A 16849-nucleotide genomic window follows, 5' to 3' on the forward strand; every position below is an offset into this window, starting at 1 on the left:
GTGTTAGCTCCGGCCCAATGTGATAAAGCGTTCGAGATGGTGATCTTCGTCACCGAGTTGATGGTCGATCATCACAAGGCGCTTCGCGAAGTGCGCAAGCGGCAGTTCCCACGTCATGCCGATGCCGCCGTGCATCTGGATGCACTCTTCGGCAACGAGCGCGCCGATGCGCCCGATCGTGACCTTCGCCGCCGACAACGCACGCTCGCGCTCGATGCGCGCTGCGCCGAACGCTGCGGCGGCGTTGATGACGGCTGAGCGGGCCTGCTCGATTTCGAGCAGCAGATCGGCCATGCGATGCTGCAACGCCTGGAAGCTGCCGATCGCGACGCCGAACTGCTTGCGCGTGCGTAGATACTCGAGCGTGTGCTCCTTCGCGACATCCATCGCACCCAGCGCTTCCGCGCACAACGCGAGCACGCCGGCGCCGATGCTGCGTTCGAGCGTCGCGAAGCCTGCGTCCCGTTCGCCAAGCAAAGCGGTGTCGGGAAGGCACACTTCGTTCAGACAGACTTCGGCGGCCCGTCCGCCATCGATCTTCCCGTAGCCACGCACGCTGACGCCCACCGCGTCGCGCGGGACGACAAAGAGCGAGATGCCATCCTCGGCATCGGCCGCACCGCTCGTGCGTGCGGAGACGAGGAAGAAGTCAGCCTCGGCGCCCTGCTGCACGACCGATTTCGCGCCCGTCAGCACCCAGCCGTTCGAGCCGTGCACGGCGCGCGTCGTCACCTTGCTCAGTTCGTAATGCGAGCTGGGTTCGTCGTGCGCGAGCGCCGCAACGGCGTGGCCTTCGATCAGGCTCGCGATGAGCGCTTTTTGCGCGCCGCTGCCGGCACTGGCCAGCGCGCGCCCCACCACCAGCGCGCCGAGAAATGGCTCGACCACGAGGCCGCGCCCAAGGCTTTCGAAGACGACGGCGATATCGAAGCCCTCTCCGCCGAAGCCGCCATCGGCCTCCTGGAAGAGCGCGCCGACCACGCCCAGTTCCGCAAAGCGGACCCACAGTTCGCGGCTAAAGCCCGAGTCGCTGCGCGCGAGTGCATCGCGCGTCGCGAATCCATATTCCTGATGCACGAAGCGGTTCAGCGTATCCGCCAGCATGCGGCGGTCTTCGGTATGCTGGAAATTCATCGTGATCCTCTCAAAGTCCCAGGATCATCTTCGAGATGATGTTCTTCTGGATTTCATTGGAGCCGCCGAAGATCGACAGCTTGCGGTTGTTGAAGTAGAGCGCGGCAGCGCTCGCGGCACCCTCGGGGCCGACGGGCGCTTCGTCATGGCCTTCGTGCAGCGCTTCCTCGATGAACGGCTGCGCATGCGGTCCCATCGCGCGGCGCGTCAGCGACGAAAGCTCCTGGCGAATCTCCGTGCCGCGAATCTTGAGCATCGAGCTTTCCGCGCCCGGCACGCCGCCGCCCGCGACGGCCGCGATCACGCGCAGGTTCGTGGTCTTCATGTTTTCGAGGTCGATCTCGACGCGTGCGAGGCGTGCCGCGAAGTACGGATCGTCGGCGAGCGGCCGGCCGTTGCGCGTGACCTTCGCCGCGATCCGGCGCAAGCGCGCCAGCGCCGCGACCGAGAAGCCCACGCCCGCAATGTTCGTGCGCTCATACGTCAGCAGATACTTCGCGACCGTCCAGCCCTTGTTCTCCTCGCCGACGAGATTGGCGACGGGTACGCGCACATCGGTGAAGAACACTTCGTTGATCTCGTGCTCGCCTTCGAGCGTGATGATCGGACGCACTTCGACGCCTGGCGAGTTCATGTCCACCAGCAGAAAACTGATGCCTTCCTGCTTGCGCACATCGGTTGCGGTGCGCACGAGGCAGAAGATCATGTTCGCGTGCTGGCCGAGCGTGGTCCACGTCTTCTGGCCGTTGACGATGTAGTGCTCGCCTTCGTCGTCGATGCCGCGCACCGCGCTCGTCTTCACCGACGCGAGATCGGAACCCGAACCCGGCTCCGAATAGCCCTGGCACCACCAGTCGGCGCCTTCGAGAATGCGCGGCAGCCAATAGCGCTTCTGCGCTTCGCTGCCGTACTTGATGAGCACGGGTCCGAGCATGTTCACGCCGAACGGCACGATGCGCGGCGCGGCCGCCAGCGCGCATTCGTTCTCGAAGATGAACTTCTGCACGGCGTTCCAGCCTGGGCCGCCGTACTGTTCCGGCCAATGATTCGCGAGCCAGCCCTGTTCGTTCAGGATCGCGTGCCACTCGATCATGTCCGCGCGTGTGAGGTGCAAGCCGTTGCGGACCTTGCCGGAAAGTCTCGCAGGCAGTTTTTCTTTCAGGAAGCGCACGACGCGCTCGCGAAAGGCTTCCTCCTCGGGGGTAAAGTTCAGATCCATGATCTCGTTTCTCTCAATAGATTTCGAAGAGGCCAGCGGCACCCATGCCGCCGGCAATGCACATCGTGACGACCGCGTACTTCGCGCCGCGCCGGCGGCCCTCGATGAGGACGTGTCCCGCGAGACGCGCGCCCGTCATACCGAACGGATGGCCGATCGAGATCGCGCCGCCATTGACGTTGAGCCGCTCGGCCGGAATGCCGAGGCGTTGCTGGCAGTAGATCGCCTGCGATGCAAATGCTTCGTTGAGTTCCCACAGACCGACGTCGTCGATCGTGAGTCCGTGGCGCGCGAGCAGCTTCGGTACGGCAAGCGCGGGACCGATGCCCATTTCGTCCGGTTCGCAGCCCGCGACCGCGAGGCCGCGAAACGCGCCGAGGGGAACGAGGTTCGCGCGCTCGGCGGTCTTCGCTTCCACCATCACACAGGCGGAGGCACCATCGCCGTTCTGCGATGCGTTGCCCGCTGTGACGAATTTGTCCGCGCCCTTGATGGGCGCGAGCTTCGCGAGTGCCTCGTACGTCGTGCCGGGGCGATTGCAGTTGTCGGCGGACACCGTGACCTCGCGCTGGCTGACGGCTCCCGTCTCCTTGTCGGTCACGGCCATCGTGGTGGTGACAGGCACGATCTCGTCGGCGTAGCGGCCGGCGAGTTGCGCTTCCGTCGTGCGGCGCTGGCTTTCGACGGAGAAACGGTCCTGCGCTTCGCGGCTGATGCCGTAGCGCTGCGCCACGATGTCGCCCGTGTCGATCATCGCCATGTAAAGCGCGGGCTTGCGCTCGACGATCCACGGGTCGAGGCCGCTCACGCCGTCTTCGCGCGTCCGGATCCCGGAGATGCTTTCGACGCCGCCCGCGATCATGGCGGGCGCACCGTCGACGACGATGCGTCCTGCCGCCATCGCGACGGCCTGAAGTCCCGACGCGCAGAAGCGGTTGACGGTCGTGCCCGCGATCGACAGCGGCAAGCCGGCGCGGATCACGGTCTGGCGCGCGACGTTGCGGCCTGTGATGCCTTCGGGATAGCCACAGCCGAGGATCGCGTCCTCGATCAGTTCGGGGTCGATGCCCGAGCGCTCCACGGCGGCCCGCACGGCAAACGACGCGAGCGTGGGACCCGGTGTGATGTTGAATTCGCCGCGATGCGCTTTGGTCAGCGGCGTGCGCGCGGTGGAGACGATAACGGCTTCTCGCATGGTCTGAATCTGCAAAAGGGGATGAGGGATTGAACGGATCAGGCGGCGTGGTTGAGGCTCGCCAGCGTGGCGCCGCGCTCGACGAGATCGACGATCAGTGGCGACGGCTGCCAGAACACCGGGTCCTGTTGCGCAAACTCGCGGATGTCGGCGAGCACCTTGTCGAGGCCAACGGTATCGGCGTACTGCATCGGCCCGCCGCGATGGCGCGGAAAGCCATAGCCGTAGAGGAACGTCACGTCCACATCGAGCGGACGCAGCGCGATGCGCTGATGCACGACGTTCGCGCCTTCGTTGATCATGGCCGCCATGTAGCGCCGCATGATTTCTTCATCGGAGAACGCGCGCGGCGTAACGCCGGCACGCTCGCGCTCGGCATCGATGATCGACTCGACTTCCGGATCGGGCTTGCCGGTGCGCGCGCCGTCGGCATACACGTAGTAGCCGCGCCCCGTCTTCTGGCCGAACCAGCCGCGCTCGCAGATCCGGTCGGCGATCTGCACATAGCGCTGCTGCGGATCGCGCGTGGCGGCGCGGCGCTTGCGCGTCGCCCAGCCGATGTCGCCGCCTGCGAGATCCGCCACCTGGAACGGTCCCATCGGAAAGCCGAAAGCACGGACGGCGCGGTCGATCTGATACGGCGACGCGCCGTCTTCCATCATGTGGTCGGCGGCCGCGCGATAGATCGCCAGCACGCGATTGCCGATGAAGCCGTCGCATACGCCCGCCCGCACCGGCACCTTGCGCAGCTTCTTCGCCAGATCGAACGCGGTGGCGACCACGTCGGCGCTGACCTGCGCGGGCACCACGACTTCGAGCAGCTTCATGATGTTGGCGGGCGAGAAGAAGTGCAGGCCCACGACATCGCCAGGACGCGACACGCTTGCGGCAATGGCGTCGATGTCGAGATACGAGGTGTTGGTCGCGAGCACGGCGCCCGGCTTGCAGACCCGGTCGAGCTTGGCGAACACGGCATGCTTGACGGTCATCTCTTCGAATACGGCTTCGATCACGAGATCGGCCGTGCCGAGGGCGTCGTAGGACGTGCTGCCGTTCCAGCGCGCGAGGACGGCTGCCTTGGCCTCCGGCGTCATGCGACCCTTCGCGATCAGGTTGTCGTAGACCTTCTCGATATGCGCAAGGCCGCGCGCAAGCGATACATCGTCACGTTCGATCATCGTCACGGGCAGGCCCGCGTCGAGTACCGCCACCGCGATGCCCGCGCCCATCGTGCCACCGCCCACCACGCCGACGCTCGCGATCTTGCGCGGCTTCGCGTTGCGCGTTTCGGGCGCTTTCAGCACCTCGCGCTCGGCGAGGAACGCGTGAATCAAACCCGCTCGCTGCGGGCTGTCGAGGCATTGCAGAAACAGTTGGCGTTCGTGGCGCAGGCCATCGTCGAAAGGCAGTTCGAGCGCCGCTTGCACCGCATCGACGATCTTTAGCGGCGAGAACAGCCCGTGGGATTTCTTCGACGATTCGGCGCGCGCGGCTTCGATGGCGGCTCGGCTTGCCGCGCGGTCCGCCAGTCCGTCGGCGTCGCGGGTCCGGCGGACAGGAGCCTGCGCGTCGAGCAAGGCCTGCACATAGGCGAGACCTTCGGCCAGCACGTCGTCGGTTTCGCCGACGAGGTCGACGAGGCCAAGCGCGTGAGCCTCTTTTGCGCCGACATGACGGCCGCTCAACATCAGATCCAGCGCGGCCTTCGCGCCGACAAGACGTGGCGCACGCTGCGTGCCGCCTGCGCCCGGCAGCAAGCCGAGCGTCACCTCGGGCAAGCCGAGTCTGGCAGCGCCGAGCGCGATCCGGAAATGCGCAGCGAGTGCGACCTCGAGGCCGCCGCCGAGTGCTGCGCCGTGAATGGCCGCTACAACCGGCTTGCGGCATGCTTCAATCGTGTTGCAAACCTCGGGCAGCGACGGCGGTAGCGGCGGCTTGCCGAACTCCCGGATATCCGCGCCACCAATGAAGTTGCGGCCCGCGCCAACCAGCAACACGGCGTCGACGTCCGGATCTTTTTCGGCGGCCTGGATAGCGTCGCGTAGTTGGCGCCGCACGTTCGCGCCAAGCGCGTTGACGGGTGGGTTATCGACGGTTACGACGAGAATGCGGTTGCACAGCTCACGCCTGACAGCGTGTCCGGTCTGTTCGGGTGTCATTGCCCGCGTCTCCATGTATTTCGTGTGGGTTGATTGTTAAATGCCGGAGACGCGTTGACAATCTAACTGGCAGTTGACGAACTGTTAACTGAAAATTGACAGTGACCGCGACAACGTCCTGCGGGGCGAGATGATTCGCCACTGAAGTTCGATGCCGGGCTAGCGGGTTTGTAGGACGGAGATAGCCTGAGCGTGGTGCGGAGCGGAAACGCCCGCCCTAGTTCCAGGCTTGCGCGAGCAACAGAATTTCGGCTCGCAGGTAGTCGATCAGGGCTTGCGTCGCCGGCGACGGATAGCGGTTCGGAAGGGTCACGATATACAACGTGTTCTGCAAGCCGGCCACACGGAAATCCGGCAGGATCCGCAGCAATCCACGGCTCATCGGCGCGTGCGGCACATAGGCCGGCAACAGCCCGATGCCCATGCCCTGGCACACCGCCTCGGTCAGAAACGGATAGTCCGAAGACTGCAGCGCAGGCTGAATCGCGATCACGTGGACGTCCGACTCGTCCTGTCGATGCGTGAGCGTCATCGTGACCCGCCGTGCCGGATAGGGCGACGCGACCAGCGTCTGCTTTTCGAGGTCGCCGGGGCAATTGATTGGACCGTGCTTTTCGACGTACTCAGCCGACGCATACAGGTTCCAGTCAATCGAGCAGATGTTGCGCGCCACGTAATCCAGCGGCGGCGTCGCCGTGATCCTCAACGCGACGTCGACTTCAGCGGCGATCAGGTCTTCGATCCGGTTATTGAACGTGACGTTGAGCGAAATGCCCGGATGCATGCGTGCGAACTCGAGCAGTCTTTCGCCGAGAAACATTCTGCCGAAGCCGGTCGGCACGCTGATGCGGACACGGCCGCTCAAGGTGTGCCCGAGGCTGTCAATCGATGCGCGAGCCGTGCGCAGGTCTTCCAGCATGCGCTGGCCGCAGTCGTATAGCGTGTGTCCCGCTTGCGTCAGTTCGAGGCTTCGGGTCGAGCGGCGCAGCAATTGCGCGCCCGTTTCGCGTTCCAGCAGCTTGAGCCGCTGGCTGATGTTTGCGCGCGTCATGCCGAGCTTGCGCGCGGCGGCGCTAAGACTGCGCGATTCGACGATCTCGACAAACAGGCCGATCAGGTTCAGGTCCATGGTTCGATAGTGCGTGTGATTACCTGGCAATCCGTCAGGATAGCGCTCACCCGTTCGCTCATCGCCTACAAACTGGCTTTAGCTCAATGCGACGCTGGGCGAAAAGGAATCATCGCCAGCAACTGCGCAACCCCGGCGTGCAGCTTGCGTTTGCTGGCGCCGTCGGCGGCCTGGACGGACAGGCCGGAAAAAACCGACATGCACAATGTAGCAAGCGCCGCAGCGTCCGCGTCAGGCACGAGTTCCCCTTGTTCGACGGCCTTCTTCAAGCGCTTTTCGACGGTTCGAGCCACCTTTAGCCGCAACGCCTGAAGGAAGTTTCGCAGTTCGACGTGCTCTGCGCCAATCCCCGCGCCGCCGAGAAAAATCATGCATCCACGGGAACGCTGTCCGCCCGTGAAAAGCTCGATGCTTGCGTCGAACATGGCTTCGAGGCTTTCGCGCAACGTCGCGCGCGATTCGAAGTTCCTTAGCGCCGCGCCGCCTTCGGCCTGGACGTATAGCTCGACCGCCTCGCGATACAGGCTTTCCTTGTTGCCGAACGCCGCGTAGATGCTCGGCGAGTTGACGCCCATTGCTTCGACGAGATCCGACATCGAGCACATATCGAAGCCCTTTTCCCAGAAAAGGTCCATCGCGCGCCTGAGCGCCACCTCGCGCTCAAATGCTCTTGGTCTGCCGCGTCCTTTGGTTTCGCCGTAGCTGGCCGGCTCCATGTCCCCTCCTGGCAAGCGATTGTCGCAAACCCGCGAATACTGAATTCTATGTCGATCATAACAAAATTATGGACGCACACGCACCGCCCGTGCTTCAATATGTGTAATGGTCGTTACAGAAATAGCGTGGCCATCGGTCAGGTTCGATGGTCGAGCGGTTCAACATCTCAAGGATTGTGCAATGAAGCTGATTTCCTCGTCACTTTTCGCTGTCGCGTTGCTGGCCGCGCCGATGGTGTCGCACGCGCAAGCAGTTTCCGAGGCGAAGGCTGACTCGCCCGTTTTCACCGTGTTCGTCGATGCGCCCACGGGCTACACGTTCGTGAAGTTGCCGGACGGCTGGAAATACGTCGGCGCTGTGACGCAGGAAGACGCACGGCTCGTACAGGCTGGATCTGTGCCGAAAGCACAGTCATCGGCAAAACAGTCGAGCTAACAGAGGTTGAAAGAACTCAGAAGGTACACGCTGCTCTTCCTGCGAAGAGCAGCGTTGGTCGCGCCTCATCCCCGTTTGGGATGGTCAAGAAAGAATCGCAGCATTTCAGCACTCGCGTCCGGACCGCTTGGGTCCGTGTAACTCCCGCGTGCATTACCACCTGACCACGCGTGCGGCGCGCCATGAATGGTCCACAACTCCGCGTCGATACCATCGGGGGAAGCAAGCCTCGAAACGGTACAGCTACGCCGCCCCGCATCGGCCCGACGCCCTTCACTGCTCTTATCGACTCGCGCTTCGAAGCCCTGAACCAACTGCGTAGCATTCGCGACGTGAACCGTGGCGTCCGCGTCGCCGTGAAAGACGATCATGGGCCGTTTCGGCGAGTGTTTAGCGCGCTTCGCGTGCGCTGTCGCGCTGCGGCGTTTGCCGCCCTTCATTGCCGCAAGCGCAGAGGGCAAATCGTGCGCGCTGCCCACGGGCAGACCGGAATGCACACCCGCTGCAGCGTACAGGTCAGGATACGTGGCGATCATGATCGCCGCCATCGCGCCGCCCGCAGACAGACCCGCGACGTACACGCGCGCAGGATCGACATTGTGGGCCGCGATGATTTCGCGCGTGATGCCTGCGATCAATGACGGCTCGCCATTCTCGCGATGCTGATCGCCTGGTTTGAACCAGTTCCAGCACTTCGACGGATTGGCCTGTTGCGGCTGCACCGGGTACGCGACAAGACATCGATGCTGCTCGGCAAGCGCGTTCATCTGCGTCCCTGCTGCAAAATCGTCGGCGTTCTGCGTGCAGCCATGCAGCATCACAATCAATGGCAGCGGCTCGCCGACTGCGCCCGCCGGCACGTACAGCCGATACTGCCGGGAGCCGGCGGCGTTCGAATAAGCATGCGTGCTGAAATGCCCCCGGTCTTCGACATCATTGCTGTCTTCTCGTGCCGTGTGCGGTGTGATGTCCTTTGCTATTGTCTCGGCGAACGGAAAAACCACGGGCTCTCGCGCCTTGTCCCGCATTCCATCAGCAGCGCCCCCTCGCAGCGCACGTTGTATTACTTCTGTCGCTTCGGCGGGACCGCGGGTACGCAGCAAGGTCATCGCTTCGTGCATTGAATTCAGGAAACCTTCGTCGAGTTTCATCGTATGTGTCCGGTTAGCGGAAGTAGGCGTTAGGCGTCGCGTGGCTAATGGATTCTGTCCGCGAGCGCCGTCTTGACGGCGGGCGAAGCGTGAAAGGCTCCCAGCACCGTGACGCTTTCGATCGTGGCGAGCGCAAGCTCCGGCGTGACGTCGGTGGCAATGCTGGCGAGTCCCAGCACCTGAATGGTGAGGCGCTGCCGCGCAGCGCGAACCGCCTCGAGATCCTGCCTGGAAAAGTGCTGCAGTCCGAGCACAAGCGCACGGCGCGTCACCGTGTCCTGTACAACCTGCGCATGAAGGGCAAGCTGGTTGCGAATCGCCGTTCGGATCAGGTCGGTCCGGTTCGAATAAAAGCCTTCCTCGACCAGCAGATCGATTTGCCCGAGATCGACGGGACCGAGGTTGATCGTGATTTTTTCCGATTCGCCGCCTTTGGGGCGAACCGTGTCGAGTGCTGCGGGCTTTTTCATTTTTCCATCCATGTACCATCCATATGGATGGTTATAGGCTGGTTTTTGTCGCACCGCAACAACAACATTCAGGGCCGGTACACTTTCCTATGGGTTCACGAAGAAGACGCGCTGAACAGCAGGCTCGTGAGTCGTGGAAATACACCGATCAGCGCCAGCACCCCGGCCATGATGAACACATACGGCAGCGTGCCGAGCACGATGCGCCTCAGCGGCACGTCCGGTGCCACGCTTTGCACGACAAAGAGATTGAGCCCGACGGGCGGATGGATCAGCGCCATCTCCATGTTGATGACAACGACCACACCAAACCAGATCAGGTTCCAGTGATACGCCTGCACCACTGGCACGAGCACGGGCATCGTCACGACGATGATCGCAATGGTTTCCATGAAGCAGCCGAGAAAAATCAGCAGCAGGTTGATGCTGACGAACAGCACCCACGGCGCGACATGCGCGCCCGCCACTGCCTGCGTGAGTGATGACGCCACCTGGCTCGTCGTCATCACATAGCCGAACACGATCGCAGAGGAAATCACGGCGAGAATCATCACGCTGCTTTGCGCCGCGCTCACGAGAATCTCGTGAAACTTGCGCCAGTTCAGCTCGCGATACACGACGCCCGCGAGAATCAGGCTCGCGATAATGCCGAGCGATGCCGCTTCCTGCGGCGTCGCGAGTCCGCGATACAGCGAGCCGAGGATGATCAGGATCAGCAGCGCGAACGGGCCGATATCCTTCAGTGCGACGATGCGCGCACGAAGCGGCGCGAGTGGGCGCGTGCGTGCTTCGCCGCGCGATTTGCGCCGCAGCGCGAGCACCATCTGATAGAGCGCGAAGGCTGTCGCCATGATCACGCCAGGCACCAGCGTCGCGACGAACAGGCGGCCGATCGACTGCTCGGCAATCACGCTATAGACGATGAGGGGAATGCTCGGCGGCAGCAGAATGCCGAGCGTCCCGCCCGCCGCGACCGAGCCACACGCCTGCCCGGCTGGCAGACCATGCCGGCGCATCTCGGAGACCGCGAACCCGCCGATCGCCGCCGCCGTCGCGACGCTCGATCCCGATACGGCCGCCATCACGCCGCACGCCAGCGTGGTCGCGACGGCAAGACCGCCCGGAACGCCATCGAGGATCGTCGCGAGCGCGCTGTACAGTCGCGCGCCCATGCCCGACGCCGACACGATTGCGCCCATGAACATGAACATCGGCACGGACGTCAGCGTGAACGTCGCGACCGAGCCCCAGTAAGTGCTCGGAATCAGGTTCAACGCGTCCCAGCCGCCGCCCGTGACGAACAGCGAGACCAGCGCGACGAACAGCAGCGCGAACGCAATCGGCACGCCGAACGACAACACCGCGAGCAGCCCGCCGAACATCCCGGCGCCGATGAATAGCTGGGTCACTTGTCTCTCCCGAGCACGAGTTCGTCGACGGACAGATCGTGCGCAAGTTCGCGGCGTGCGAAGACGATCGTCGCGAGCCGCACCAGTTGCACGAGTGACAGCAGCAGCGCGCCGGCGACGAGACACAGATACGGAATCCACAGCGGCAGCGAGAACATGCCCCATGAACGCTCACCGCTCGTGTACGCGTCCCACCAGAACTGCACGGCCAGCACCGCGATCACGACGGCAACGGCCGACATCACGAGTGTCGAAAACGCCGCGAGCACGCGCTTGCCGCCCTCGCCCAAATGATGGCCAAGCACATCGATCTTCAGATGACGCGACTGCCACGCGAGCGCCGCCGTGCCGACGAAAGTCATGTACGCCATCAGATAGGTCGTGACTTCCGTTACCCAGACGTCCGACAGATGTAATGCCTCGCGTGCCAGCACGCCGTACGAAATCACCGCAACCGTCGCGATCACCGCAACGCCCGCCGACAACGCGACGCCTTTGAAACAGACGTCGAGCAGATGAACCAACCGATCGAGCGGCCCGCGCATGCCGTCCTCCTACTTGTAGAGCGCGACGCTCTGATCGAGCAGCCGCGCGCCGTCGGGCACTTCGTTGCGGAACTTCGTGAAGCTGACCTGCTGGAACAGCTTCTGCCACTGCGTCCATTCGTCGAGCGTCATCTTGTGGATCTGCACGCCGTGGCTGGCAAAGAGTTGCGCGACGCGGCGGTCGTCGGCTTTCGCGCCTTCGAACGCGCTCTGTTCGAGGCTCTGCCCGACGTCGGTCATGATCTTCTGTTGCGCGGGCGTCAGCTTGTTCCAGGTTTTCATGCTGATCGCGATCGGCTCGATCGTGTAGTAGATGCTGTACTGCTCGGGCGAATCGTAGTACTTGGCCACTTCGTAGAGACGGTACGAGCCGAAGGTGCCCGACGAGGTCCACAAGCCGTCCAGCAGACCAAGCTGCATCGCGTTATAGGTTTCCGACGACGCCATCGATACCGTGCTCGCGCCCGCGCTCTGCAGCGCCGCTTCCATCATCTTGCCTGCGCCGCGCACCTTGGTTTTCTCGAGATCGGCGGGTACGTTGACGGGTTTTCCCTTCGACGCCATGCCGCCCGATATCTGAATCCAGCACAAGGTTTTGAAGCCGTACGCTTCCAGCTTCGTTTCGAGTTCGCGCCACGGCGCCGAGGTACGGAAGCGATAGACGTCGTCGGGTGTCTTCCAGAGGCCGGGCAAGAGGATCAGGTTCATCTGCGGCACCGCGCCCGCTGCGTAGATGTAGGGGTAGATCGCCAGATCGACGCTGCCGCTGCGTAACGCCGTGTGCATGTTGAGCGCCTTCACTAGCGATTCGGCGGGAAAGATGTCGATATGCATCTTGCCGCCCGAGCGCTGCATCACTTCCTGCGCGAACTTTCTGCCCGTCTGCACGACGTAGTCGTTCGGATCGTCGGGCCATTGATGCGCCATCTTCAGCGTGATCGTGTCGTCGGCGTTCGCGGCGGGCAACGCGGCGAATGCGCACGCGGCAGCCGCTACCAGCGTCGTCATCAAAAAACGAAGTCGTTTCATCCGCGTCTCCTTCCATTCTGGTTTGTCGTTGTGCGGGATGGTGTGTCGCTACACGCGCGTCATCCCGAACTGCCTATCTGCTTCGCGATGCACGCATACAGCTCGGCAACCGACGCCGTGCGCGCGTCGGCAGGCAATGTATCGATGAGTTCGGCCACGCGGCGCGTCAGCAGACTACGCACGTGAAACCGCTTGCGCAGCTCTTCTGTGCGCGCGGCGTCCACATGCGTGGCGCGCCATTGCGTGTGTGCGTCGATCGCGGAAGAGAGTTGCGCAATCGATGCTTCATCGTTTGCACGCGTCAACACGACGGGCGAAACGCGCCGTCCGTTCGCGCGATTGCGTTCGAGCACGTTGCCGATGTCCTGCGCGACGCGCTCGGCGCCCGGCAAATCGCATTTGTTGACGACGACGATATCGGCTGTCTCCAGCACGCCTGCTTTCATCGCCTGGATCTGGTCGCCCGAGTGCGGGCCCATCGTCAGCACGAGCGTGTCGACGAGTGCGCGTGCGCCGTTTTCCACTTGCCCCACGCCGACCGTTTCGAGCAGGATTTCCGAAAAGCCGTCGGCTTCGACGGCGGCGAGCACGTCGGCGAGATTGTCCGAGAGGCCATCGGCGGACCAGCCGCTCGGCAGCGAACGGATGAAGACATCCGTGTCGGCGAGCACGGCGTCCATTCTCACGCGGTCGCCGAGCAGCGCGCCCGATGTCGTGGGGCTGCTCGGATCGATGGCGATGATCGCGATCGGTTCGCCGCGCGCCGCGCGCGCCTTCGCCACACGGCCGATCAATGTGCTCTTGCCCGCACCCGGCGGCCCCGTGAAGCCGATGCGGCGCGCGGGCTTGATGCCACTGTCGCGCAACAGATACAGCGACTCGGCCACGCTCGCGCGCGCGAGCTTTGACAGATCGCGCGCCAACTGACGGCGCGCAACGCCGGCAGTGGCATCGGTTGCGCCGCTCATGTCGACACCTCGCCGCACCACGCCGCCGTGTGTTCGCCCAAGAGCGGCGGCAAGCCATACCGCATATGAACGCCGTCGATATGAATCGGGTTGCCGACCACCTTCAGCGGCCCCGCTTCCGATTCGATCTCGACGACAAGCCCGCGCGCCTGCGCCTGCGCGCTCTCGAGCGCCTCGGCAATCGACGCGAGCCGCGACACCACCACGCCCGACGAAGCCAGCGCATCGAGCCAATACTGTGTGGTCTCGCCCGCGAACATCGCGGACAGCGCGCCGATCACCGCGTCGCGATGCACGCGCCGCTCCGCCATCGTCGCGAAGCCTGTCTGCGTGATCCACTCGGGATGCCCGACGCGTTGCGCGAAGATACGCCAGAAGTTGTCGTGCGTGATGAACAGCATCAGCCAGTCGTCGCGCGTGCGAAACAGTTGCGCCGGCACGATGTAAGGATGCGACGACAGCGCATGCCGCGAAGGCTGCTCGCCGCCGTTGAGCGCGGCGCCTGCCACGTAGTTGAGCTGCGAGACCATCACGTCGAACATCGCGATATCGACCTGGCCGCCGCGCCCTTCGACGATCTTCGCCAGCAAGCCGACGGCGCCCATGATGCCCGTCGAGTTGTCGACGGTCGAAAAGCCCGCTTTGGTCGGCGGGCCATCGGGGTCGCCCGTCAAATGCATGATGCCCGTCAGCGCCTGGATCACGTAATCGTAGGCGGGCAATTCCGCATGCGGACTGTCGAGACCGAAGCCCGTCAGCGCGACACAGACGATCAGCTCATTGTGCTCGCGCAGCCGTTCGTACGTGAGGCCTAGCTTACGGATCGCGGATGGCCGCAGGTTCGTCACGAGCGCGTGCGCGTCGCGCACCATCGCCGCTAGCGCAAGCCGGCCGCTATCGCTGGCGAGATCTAACACGACGCTTTGCTTGCTGCGGTTCAGGCTGGCGAAATAGGCGTTGTGCGGGCCGATCGCATGCGGACTGATCGAACGCCCGATGTCGCCCTCGGGCGGCTCGATCTTGATCACCTCGGCGCCGAGATCGGCGAGCAGCATTCCGCAGTAAGGGCCCATCAACATGTGCCCGATCTCGATCACGCGAATCCCCGCGAGCGGTCCGCCCGACGCACGGCTCTGCGGCGCTTCGTCGGGCGCGGCGAAACCGGGCGCGTTCATCCGAGCACCTTCGCGACGGCATCAATCACATCGTCGAGCGGCATGTCGCTCGTGAATACGCCGCGTATGCCCGCCTTCAGGAACGCTGCGCGATCATCGGCGGGAATCGTGCCGCCGACGAACACAGGAATCGCACCCGCGCCCTGATCCGCGAGCAGTTCGACTGTGCGCGCGACGAGTTCGTTGTGGCTGCCCGAGAGAATCGACAGTCCAACGGCATCGACGTCTTCATCGACGGCAATCCGCGCGATGTACTCCGGGCTCTTGCGCAAGCCGGTATAGATCACGCTTGCGCCTGCGTCGCGCAACGCGAGCGCAATCACTTTCGCGCCGATATCGTGGCCGTCGAGTCCAGGCTTGGCTACGAGAATGCGCTTGCCCTTGAGCGGCGCGTGCGGGCTGCGGACAGTCGCGCCGGCAGCAGCAGACGGATGGGCGGACTTGCTGCTCGTGCTGTTCATAGATGGACCGGCTCCTCGAATTCGCCCCATTGCTCTTTCAACCGAGCCACCATTTCGCCGACGGTCGCATACGCATGACAGCAATCGACGAGATACGGCATCAGGTTGCCCTCTTCATGCGCGGCTGCCGCGCTCAGCGCGTCCAGCGACTTTTGCACTTCCATCTGATTGCGCGTGTCGCGCAGCCGCTCGAAACGTTCGACGACAGTCGCGCTCGCCTGCGGATTCAGATGAAACAGCTCGCCCGGCTGCTCGACCTGGTTCTCGCGCCGGAAGCAGTTCTGCCCGACGACGAGCCGCTCCTGATCGTCCGTTTCGCGCTTGCGCTGCAGCGCGCTCTTTGCGATGCGCAATTGCAGCCAGCCGTCTTCGATCGCTTTCACCGCGCCGCCGTACGCGTCGATTTCGTCCATCAGTTCGCGGATGTGCGTCTCCGTGCGATCAGTCAGTTCCTCGACGAAGTACGAGCCGCCTAGAGGATCGACCGTGCGCGCGATACCGCTCTCGTAGCCGATGATCTGTTGCGTGCGCAACGCAAGCTCGGCAGAGAATTCGGTCGGAATCTGAAACGCTTCGTCGTACGCGCAGGTGAACACCGACTGCGCGCCCCCCATCACGGCTGCGCATGTTTCAATCGCGACGCGCACGACATTGTTGTACGGCTGCGCCGACGTCAGCGACGAGCCGCCGCACACGACGCCAAAGCGGAACATCTGCGCCTTCTCGTCATCGACGTCGTAGCGCTCCCTGATGAGCCGTGCCCACACGCGGCGCCCCGCGCGAAACTTCGCGACCTCTTCGAAGAGGTCCATATGCACGTAGAAAAAGAAGCTCAGGCGGCGCGCGAACTTCGCGACGTCGCCGCCGCGCGCGACGACGGTATCGACATAAGCAAGCCCGTTGGCGAGCGTGTAGGCCATTTCCTCGACGGCCGTGCAGCCCGCGTCGCGCATGTGTGCGCCCGCAATCGAAATCGGGTTGAAACGAGGCGACACTTCGTTCGAGTACAGGATCGAATCGGCGATCAGTCGCATCGAAGGACGCACCGGGAAAATCCATGTGCCGCGCGCCACATACTCCTTGAGGATGTCGTTCTGGATCGTGCCCGTCAGCTTGTCGCGCGGCACGCCCTGCTTGTCCGCGCACGCGACGTACATCGCGTAGATCATCGCCGCCGTGCCGTTGATCGTGAACGACGTCGAAATGCGGCTCAGGTCGATGCCCTGGAAAAGCAACTCCATCTCGGACAAGTTCGACAGCGAGACACCGACCTTGCCGATCTCCGAGCGCGCCATCGGATCGTCGGGATCGAGGCCGCACTGTGTCGGCAGATCAAGCGCGACGGAAAGCCCGGTCTGCCCTTGTTGCAACAGGAAGCGGTAGCGTTCGTTCGATTCTTCCGCCGTGCCGAAGCCCGAATACTGGCGCATCGTCCAGAGTCGCCCGCGATAGCCGTCCGCGAAGATGCCGCGCGTGAACGGAAACTGTCCTGGCGCGCCGATGCCGTCAGTGCCGGTCGCTTCGCTGGGACCGACCACGACGGGCACATGCAGTCCCGACGGCGTGCGGTCGGGATGCGGCATCGCTATCGCTTCGTCGAGTTCGGCTGCGCTTGACTTCATGCTGTGACGCTCCTTTCTTGCGGTGGCTGAA

General features: G+C 63.7%; 16 protein-coding genes. 1 reads left to right on the forward strand and 15 read right to left on the reverse strand.

Annotated elements, in window-relative coordinates:
• Positions 1-3 precede the first annotated feature (3 nt).
• The 6 genes from C2L64_RS41850 to C2L64_RS41875 all read right to left on the reverse strand — a co-directional run bounded on the left by C2L64_RS41850 (position 4) and on the right by C2L64_RS41875 (position 7552).
• Positions 4-1134 carry an acyl-CoA dehydrogenase family protein gene (locus C2L64_RS41850; RefSeq protein ID WP_007577520.1) on the reverse strand — a complete coding sequence of 377 codons (1131 nt, stop codon included), beginning with the start codon at positions 1132-1134 and terminating at the stop codon, positions 4-6.
• Between the two features lie 10 nt (positions 1135-1144).
• Positions 1145-2353 (reverse strand): acyl-CoA dehydrogenase family protein, encoded by a 1209-nt coding sequence (locus C2L64_RS41855; RefSeq protein WP_007577522.1) that lies wholly within the window; start codon positions 2351-2353, stop codon positions 1145-1147.
• A 13-nt stretch (positions 2354-2366) separates the two neighbouring features.
• Positions 2367-3548 carry an acetyl-CoA C-acyltransferase gene (locus C2L64_RS41860; RefSeq protein ID WP_007577524.1) on the reverse strand — a complete coding sequence of 394 codons (1182 nt, stop codon included), beginning with the start codon at positions 3546-3548 and terminating at the stop codon, positions 2367-2369.
• 38 nt (positions 3549-3586) lie between these two features.
• Positions 3587-5707 carry a 3-hydroxyacyl-CoA dehydrogenase NAD-binding domain-containing protein gene (locus C2L64_RS41865; protein WP_007577526.1) on the reverse strand — a complete coding sequence of 707 codons (2121 nt, stop codon included), beginning with the start codon at positions 5705-5707 and terminating at the stop codon, positions 3587-3589.
• A gap of 217 nt (positions 5708-5924) precedes the next feature.
• Entirely contained in the window at positions 5925-6836 is a 912-nt protein-coding gene (locus tag C2L64_RS41870; protein WP_007577528.1) for a LysR family transcriptional regulator, read from the reverse strand.
• A gap of 83 nt (positions 6837-6919) precedes the next feature.
• A complete protein-coding gene (locus tag C2L64_RS41875) occupies positions 6920-7552 on the reverse strand; it encodes a TetR/AcrR family transcriptional regulator (protein WP_007577530.1) in 633 nt (210 codons plus the stop codon).
• A 181-nt stretch (positions 7553-7733) separates the two neighbouring features.
• Here C2L64_RS41875 and C2L64_RS41880 point away from each other — a divergent pair, with 181 nt between their 5' ends.
• The gene (locus tag C2L64_RS41880; protein ID WP_007577532.1) at positions 7734-7988 is read left to right on the forward strand and encodes a hypothetical protein; all 255 of its coding nucleotides are present in this window, start codon (positions 7734-7736) and stop codon (positions 7986-7988) included.
• 65 nt (positions 7989-8053) lie between these two features.
• Here C2L64_RS41880 and C2L64_RS41885 read toward each other — a convergent pair whose 3' ends face one another.
• The 9 genes from C2L64_RS41885 to C2L64_RS41925 all read right to left on the reverse strand — a co-directional run bounded on the left by C2L64_RS41885 (position 8054) and on the right by C2L64_RS41925 (position 16818).
• A complete protein-coding gene (locus tag C2L64_RS41885; protein WP_007577534.1) occupies positions 8054-9139 on the reverse strand; it encodes an extracellular catalytic domain type 1 short-chain-length polyhydroxyalkanoate depolymerase in 1086 nt (361 codons plus the stop codon).
• Positions 9140-9183: 44 nt separating this feature from the next.
• Positions 9184-9609, reverse strand: a complete 426-nt coding sequence (locus tag C2L64_RS41890) for a CopG family transcriptional regulator (protein WP_007577536.1) — start codon at positions 9607-9609, stop codon at positions 9184-9186.
• Positions 9610-9704: 95 nt separating this feature from the next.
• A complete protein-coding gene (locus C2L64_RS41895; protein WP_007577538.1) occupies positions 9705-11018 on the reverse strand; it encodes a TRAP transporter large permease in 1314 nt (437 codons plus the stop codon).
• Positions 11015-11563: a TRAP transporter small permease gene (locus tag C2L64_RS41900; RefSeq protein ID WP_007577540.1), complete on the reverse strand. Its 549-nt coding sequence runs from the start codon at positions 11561-11563 to the stop codon at positions 11015-11017. The genes C2L64_RS41895 and C2L64_RS41900 overlap by 4 nt, the downstream gene beginning before the upstream one ends.
• A 9-nt stretch (positions 11564-11572) precedes the next feature.
• Positions 11573-12592, reverse strand: coding sequence for a TRAP transporter substrate-binding protein DctP (gene dctP, locus C2L64_RS41905; RefSeq protein WP_007577542.1), 1020 nt, complete (start codon positions 12590-12592; stop codon positions 11573-11575).
• A 59-nt stretch (positions 12593-12651) separates the two neighbouring features.
• Positions 12652-13560 carry a GTP-binding protein gene (locus tag C2L64_RS41910; RefSeq protein WP_007577544.1) on the reverse strand — a complete coding sequence of 303 codons (909 nt, stop codon included), beginning with the start codon at positions 13558-13560 and terminating at the stop codon, positions 12652-12654.
• On the reverse strand, positions 13557-14735 hold the full coding sequence (locus C2L64_RS41915) for a CaiB/BaiF CoA transferase family protein (protein ID WP_007577545.1): 1179 nt from the start codon (positions 14733-14735) through the stop codon (positions 13557-13559). Before C2L64_RS41915 ends, C2L64_RS41910 begins: the two co-directional genes overlap by 4 nt.
• Positions 14732-15196 carry a cobalamin B12-binding domain-containing protein gene (locus C2L64_RS41920; RefSeq protein ID WP_007577546.1) on the reverse strand — a complete coding sequence of 155 codons (465 nt, stop codon included), beginning with the start codon at positions 15194-15196 and terminating at the stop codon, positions 14732-14734. Before C2L64_RS41920 ends, C2L64_RS41915 begins: the two co-directional genes overlap by 4 nt.
• Complete coding sequence (locus C2L64_RS41925; protein ID WP_007577547.1) at positions 15193-16818, reverse strand: acyl-CoA mutase large subunit family protein; 1626 nt, start codon at positions 16816-16818, stop codon at positions 15193-15195. The genes C2L64_RS41920 and C2L64_RS41925 overlap by 4 nt, the downstream gene beginning before the upstream one ends.
• Between the last annotated feature and the right edge of the window lie 31 nt (positions 16819-16849).

The organism is Paraburkholderia hospita (assembly GCF_002902965.1).
GTDB lineage: Bacteria > Pseudomonadota > Gammaproteobacteria > Burkholderiales > Burkholderiaceae > Paraburkholderia > Paraburkholderia hospita.

What these genes read in the sequence shown, in the direction of transcription:
- C2L64_RS41925 (WP_007577547.1), bottom strand. Translation starts at nt 16,818, where the DNA reads ATGAAGTCAAGCGCAGCCGAACTCGACGAAGCGATAGCGATGCCGCAT.
- C2L64_RS41915 (WP_007577545.1), bottom strand. Translation starts at nt 14,735, where the DNA reads ATGAACGCGCCCGGTTTCGCCGCGCCCGACGAAGCGCCGCAGAGCCGT.
- C2L64_RS41875 (WP_007577530.1), bottom strand. Translation starts at nt 7,552, where the DNA reads ATGGAGCCGGCCAGCTACGGCGAAACCAAAGGACGCGGCAGACCAAGA.
- C2L64_RS41900 (WP_007577540.1), bottom strand. Translation starts at nt 11,563, where the DNA reads ATGCGCGGGCCGCTCGATCGGTTGGTTCATCTGCTCGACGTCTGTTTC.
- C2L64_RS41860 (WP_007577524.1), bottom strand. Translation starts at nt 3,548, where the DNA reads ATGCGAGAAGCCGTTATCGTCTCCACCGCGCGCACGCCGCTGACCAAA.
- C2L64_RS41890 (WP_007577536.1), bottom strand. Translation starts at nt 9,609, where the DNA reads ATGAAAAAGCCCGCAGCACTCGACACGGTTCGCCCCAAAGGCGGCGAA.
- C2L64_RS41855 (WP_007577522.1), bottom strand. Translation starts at nt 2,353, where the DNA reads ATGGATCTGAACTTTACCCCCGAGGAGGAAGCCTTTCGCGAGCGCGTC.
- C2L64_RS41880 (WP_007577532.1), top strand. Translation starts at nt 7,734, where the DNA reads ATGAAGCTGATTTCCTCGTCACTTTTCGCTGTCGCGTTGCTGGCCGCG.
- C2L64_RS41920 (WP_007577546.1), bottom strand. Translation starts at nt 15,196, where the DNA reads ATGAACAGCACGAGCAGCAAGTCCGCCCATCCGTCTGCTGCTGCCGGC.
- C2L64_RS41850 (WP_007577520.1), bottom strand. Translation starts at nt 1,134, where the DNA reads ATGAATTTCCAGCATACCGAAGACCGCCGCATGCTGGCGGATACGCTG.
- C2L64_RS41885 (WP_007577534.1), bottom strand. Translation starts at nt 9,139, where the DNA reads ATGAAACTCGACGAAGGTTTCCTGAATTCAATGCACGAAGCGATGACC.
- dctP (WP_007577542.1), bottom strand. Translation starts at nt 12,592, where the DNA reads ATGAAACGACTTCGTTTTTTGATGACGACGCTGGTAGCGGCTGCCGCG.
- C2L64_RS41910 (WP_007577544.1), bottom strand. Translation starts at nt 13,560, where the DNA reads ATGAGCGGCGCAACCGATGCCACTGCCGGCGTTGCGCGCCGTCAGTTG.
- C2L64_RS41870 (WP_007577528.1), bottom strand. Translation starts at nt 6,836, where the DNA reads ATGGACCTGAACCTGATCGGCCTGTTTGTCGAGATCGTCGAATCGCGC.
- C2L64_RS41865 (WP_007577526.1), bottom strand. Translation starts at nt 5,707, where the DNA reads ATGACACCCGAACAGACCGGACACGCTGTCAGGCGTGAGCTGTGCAAC.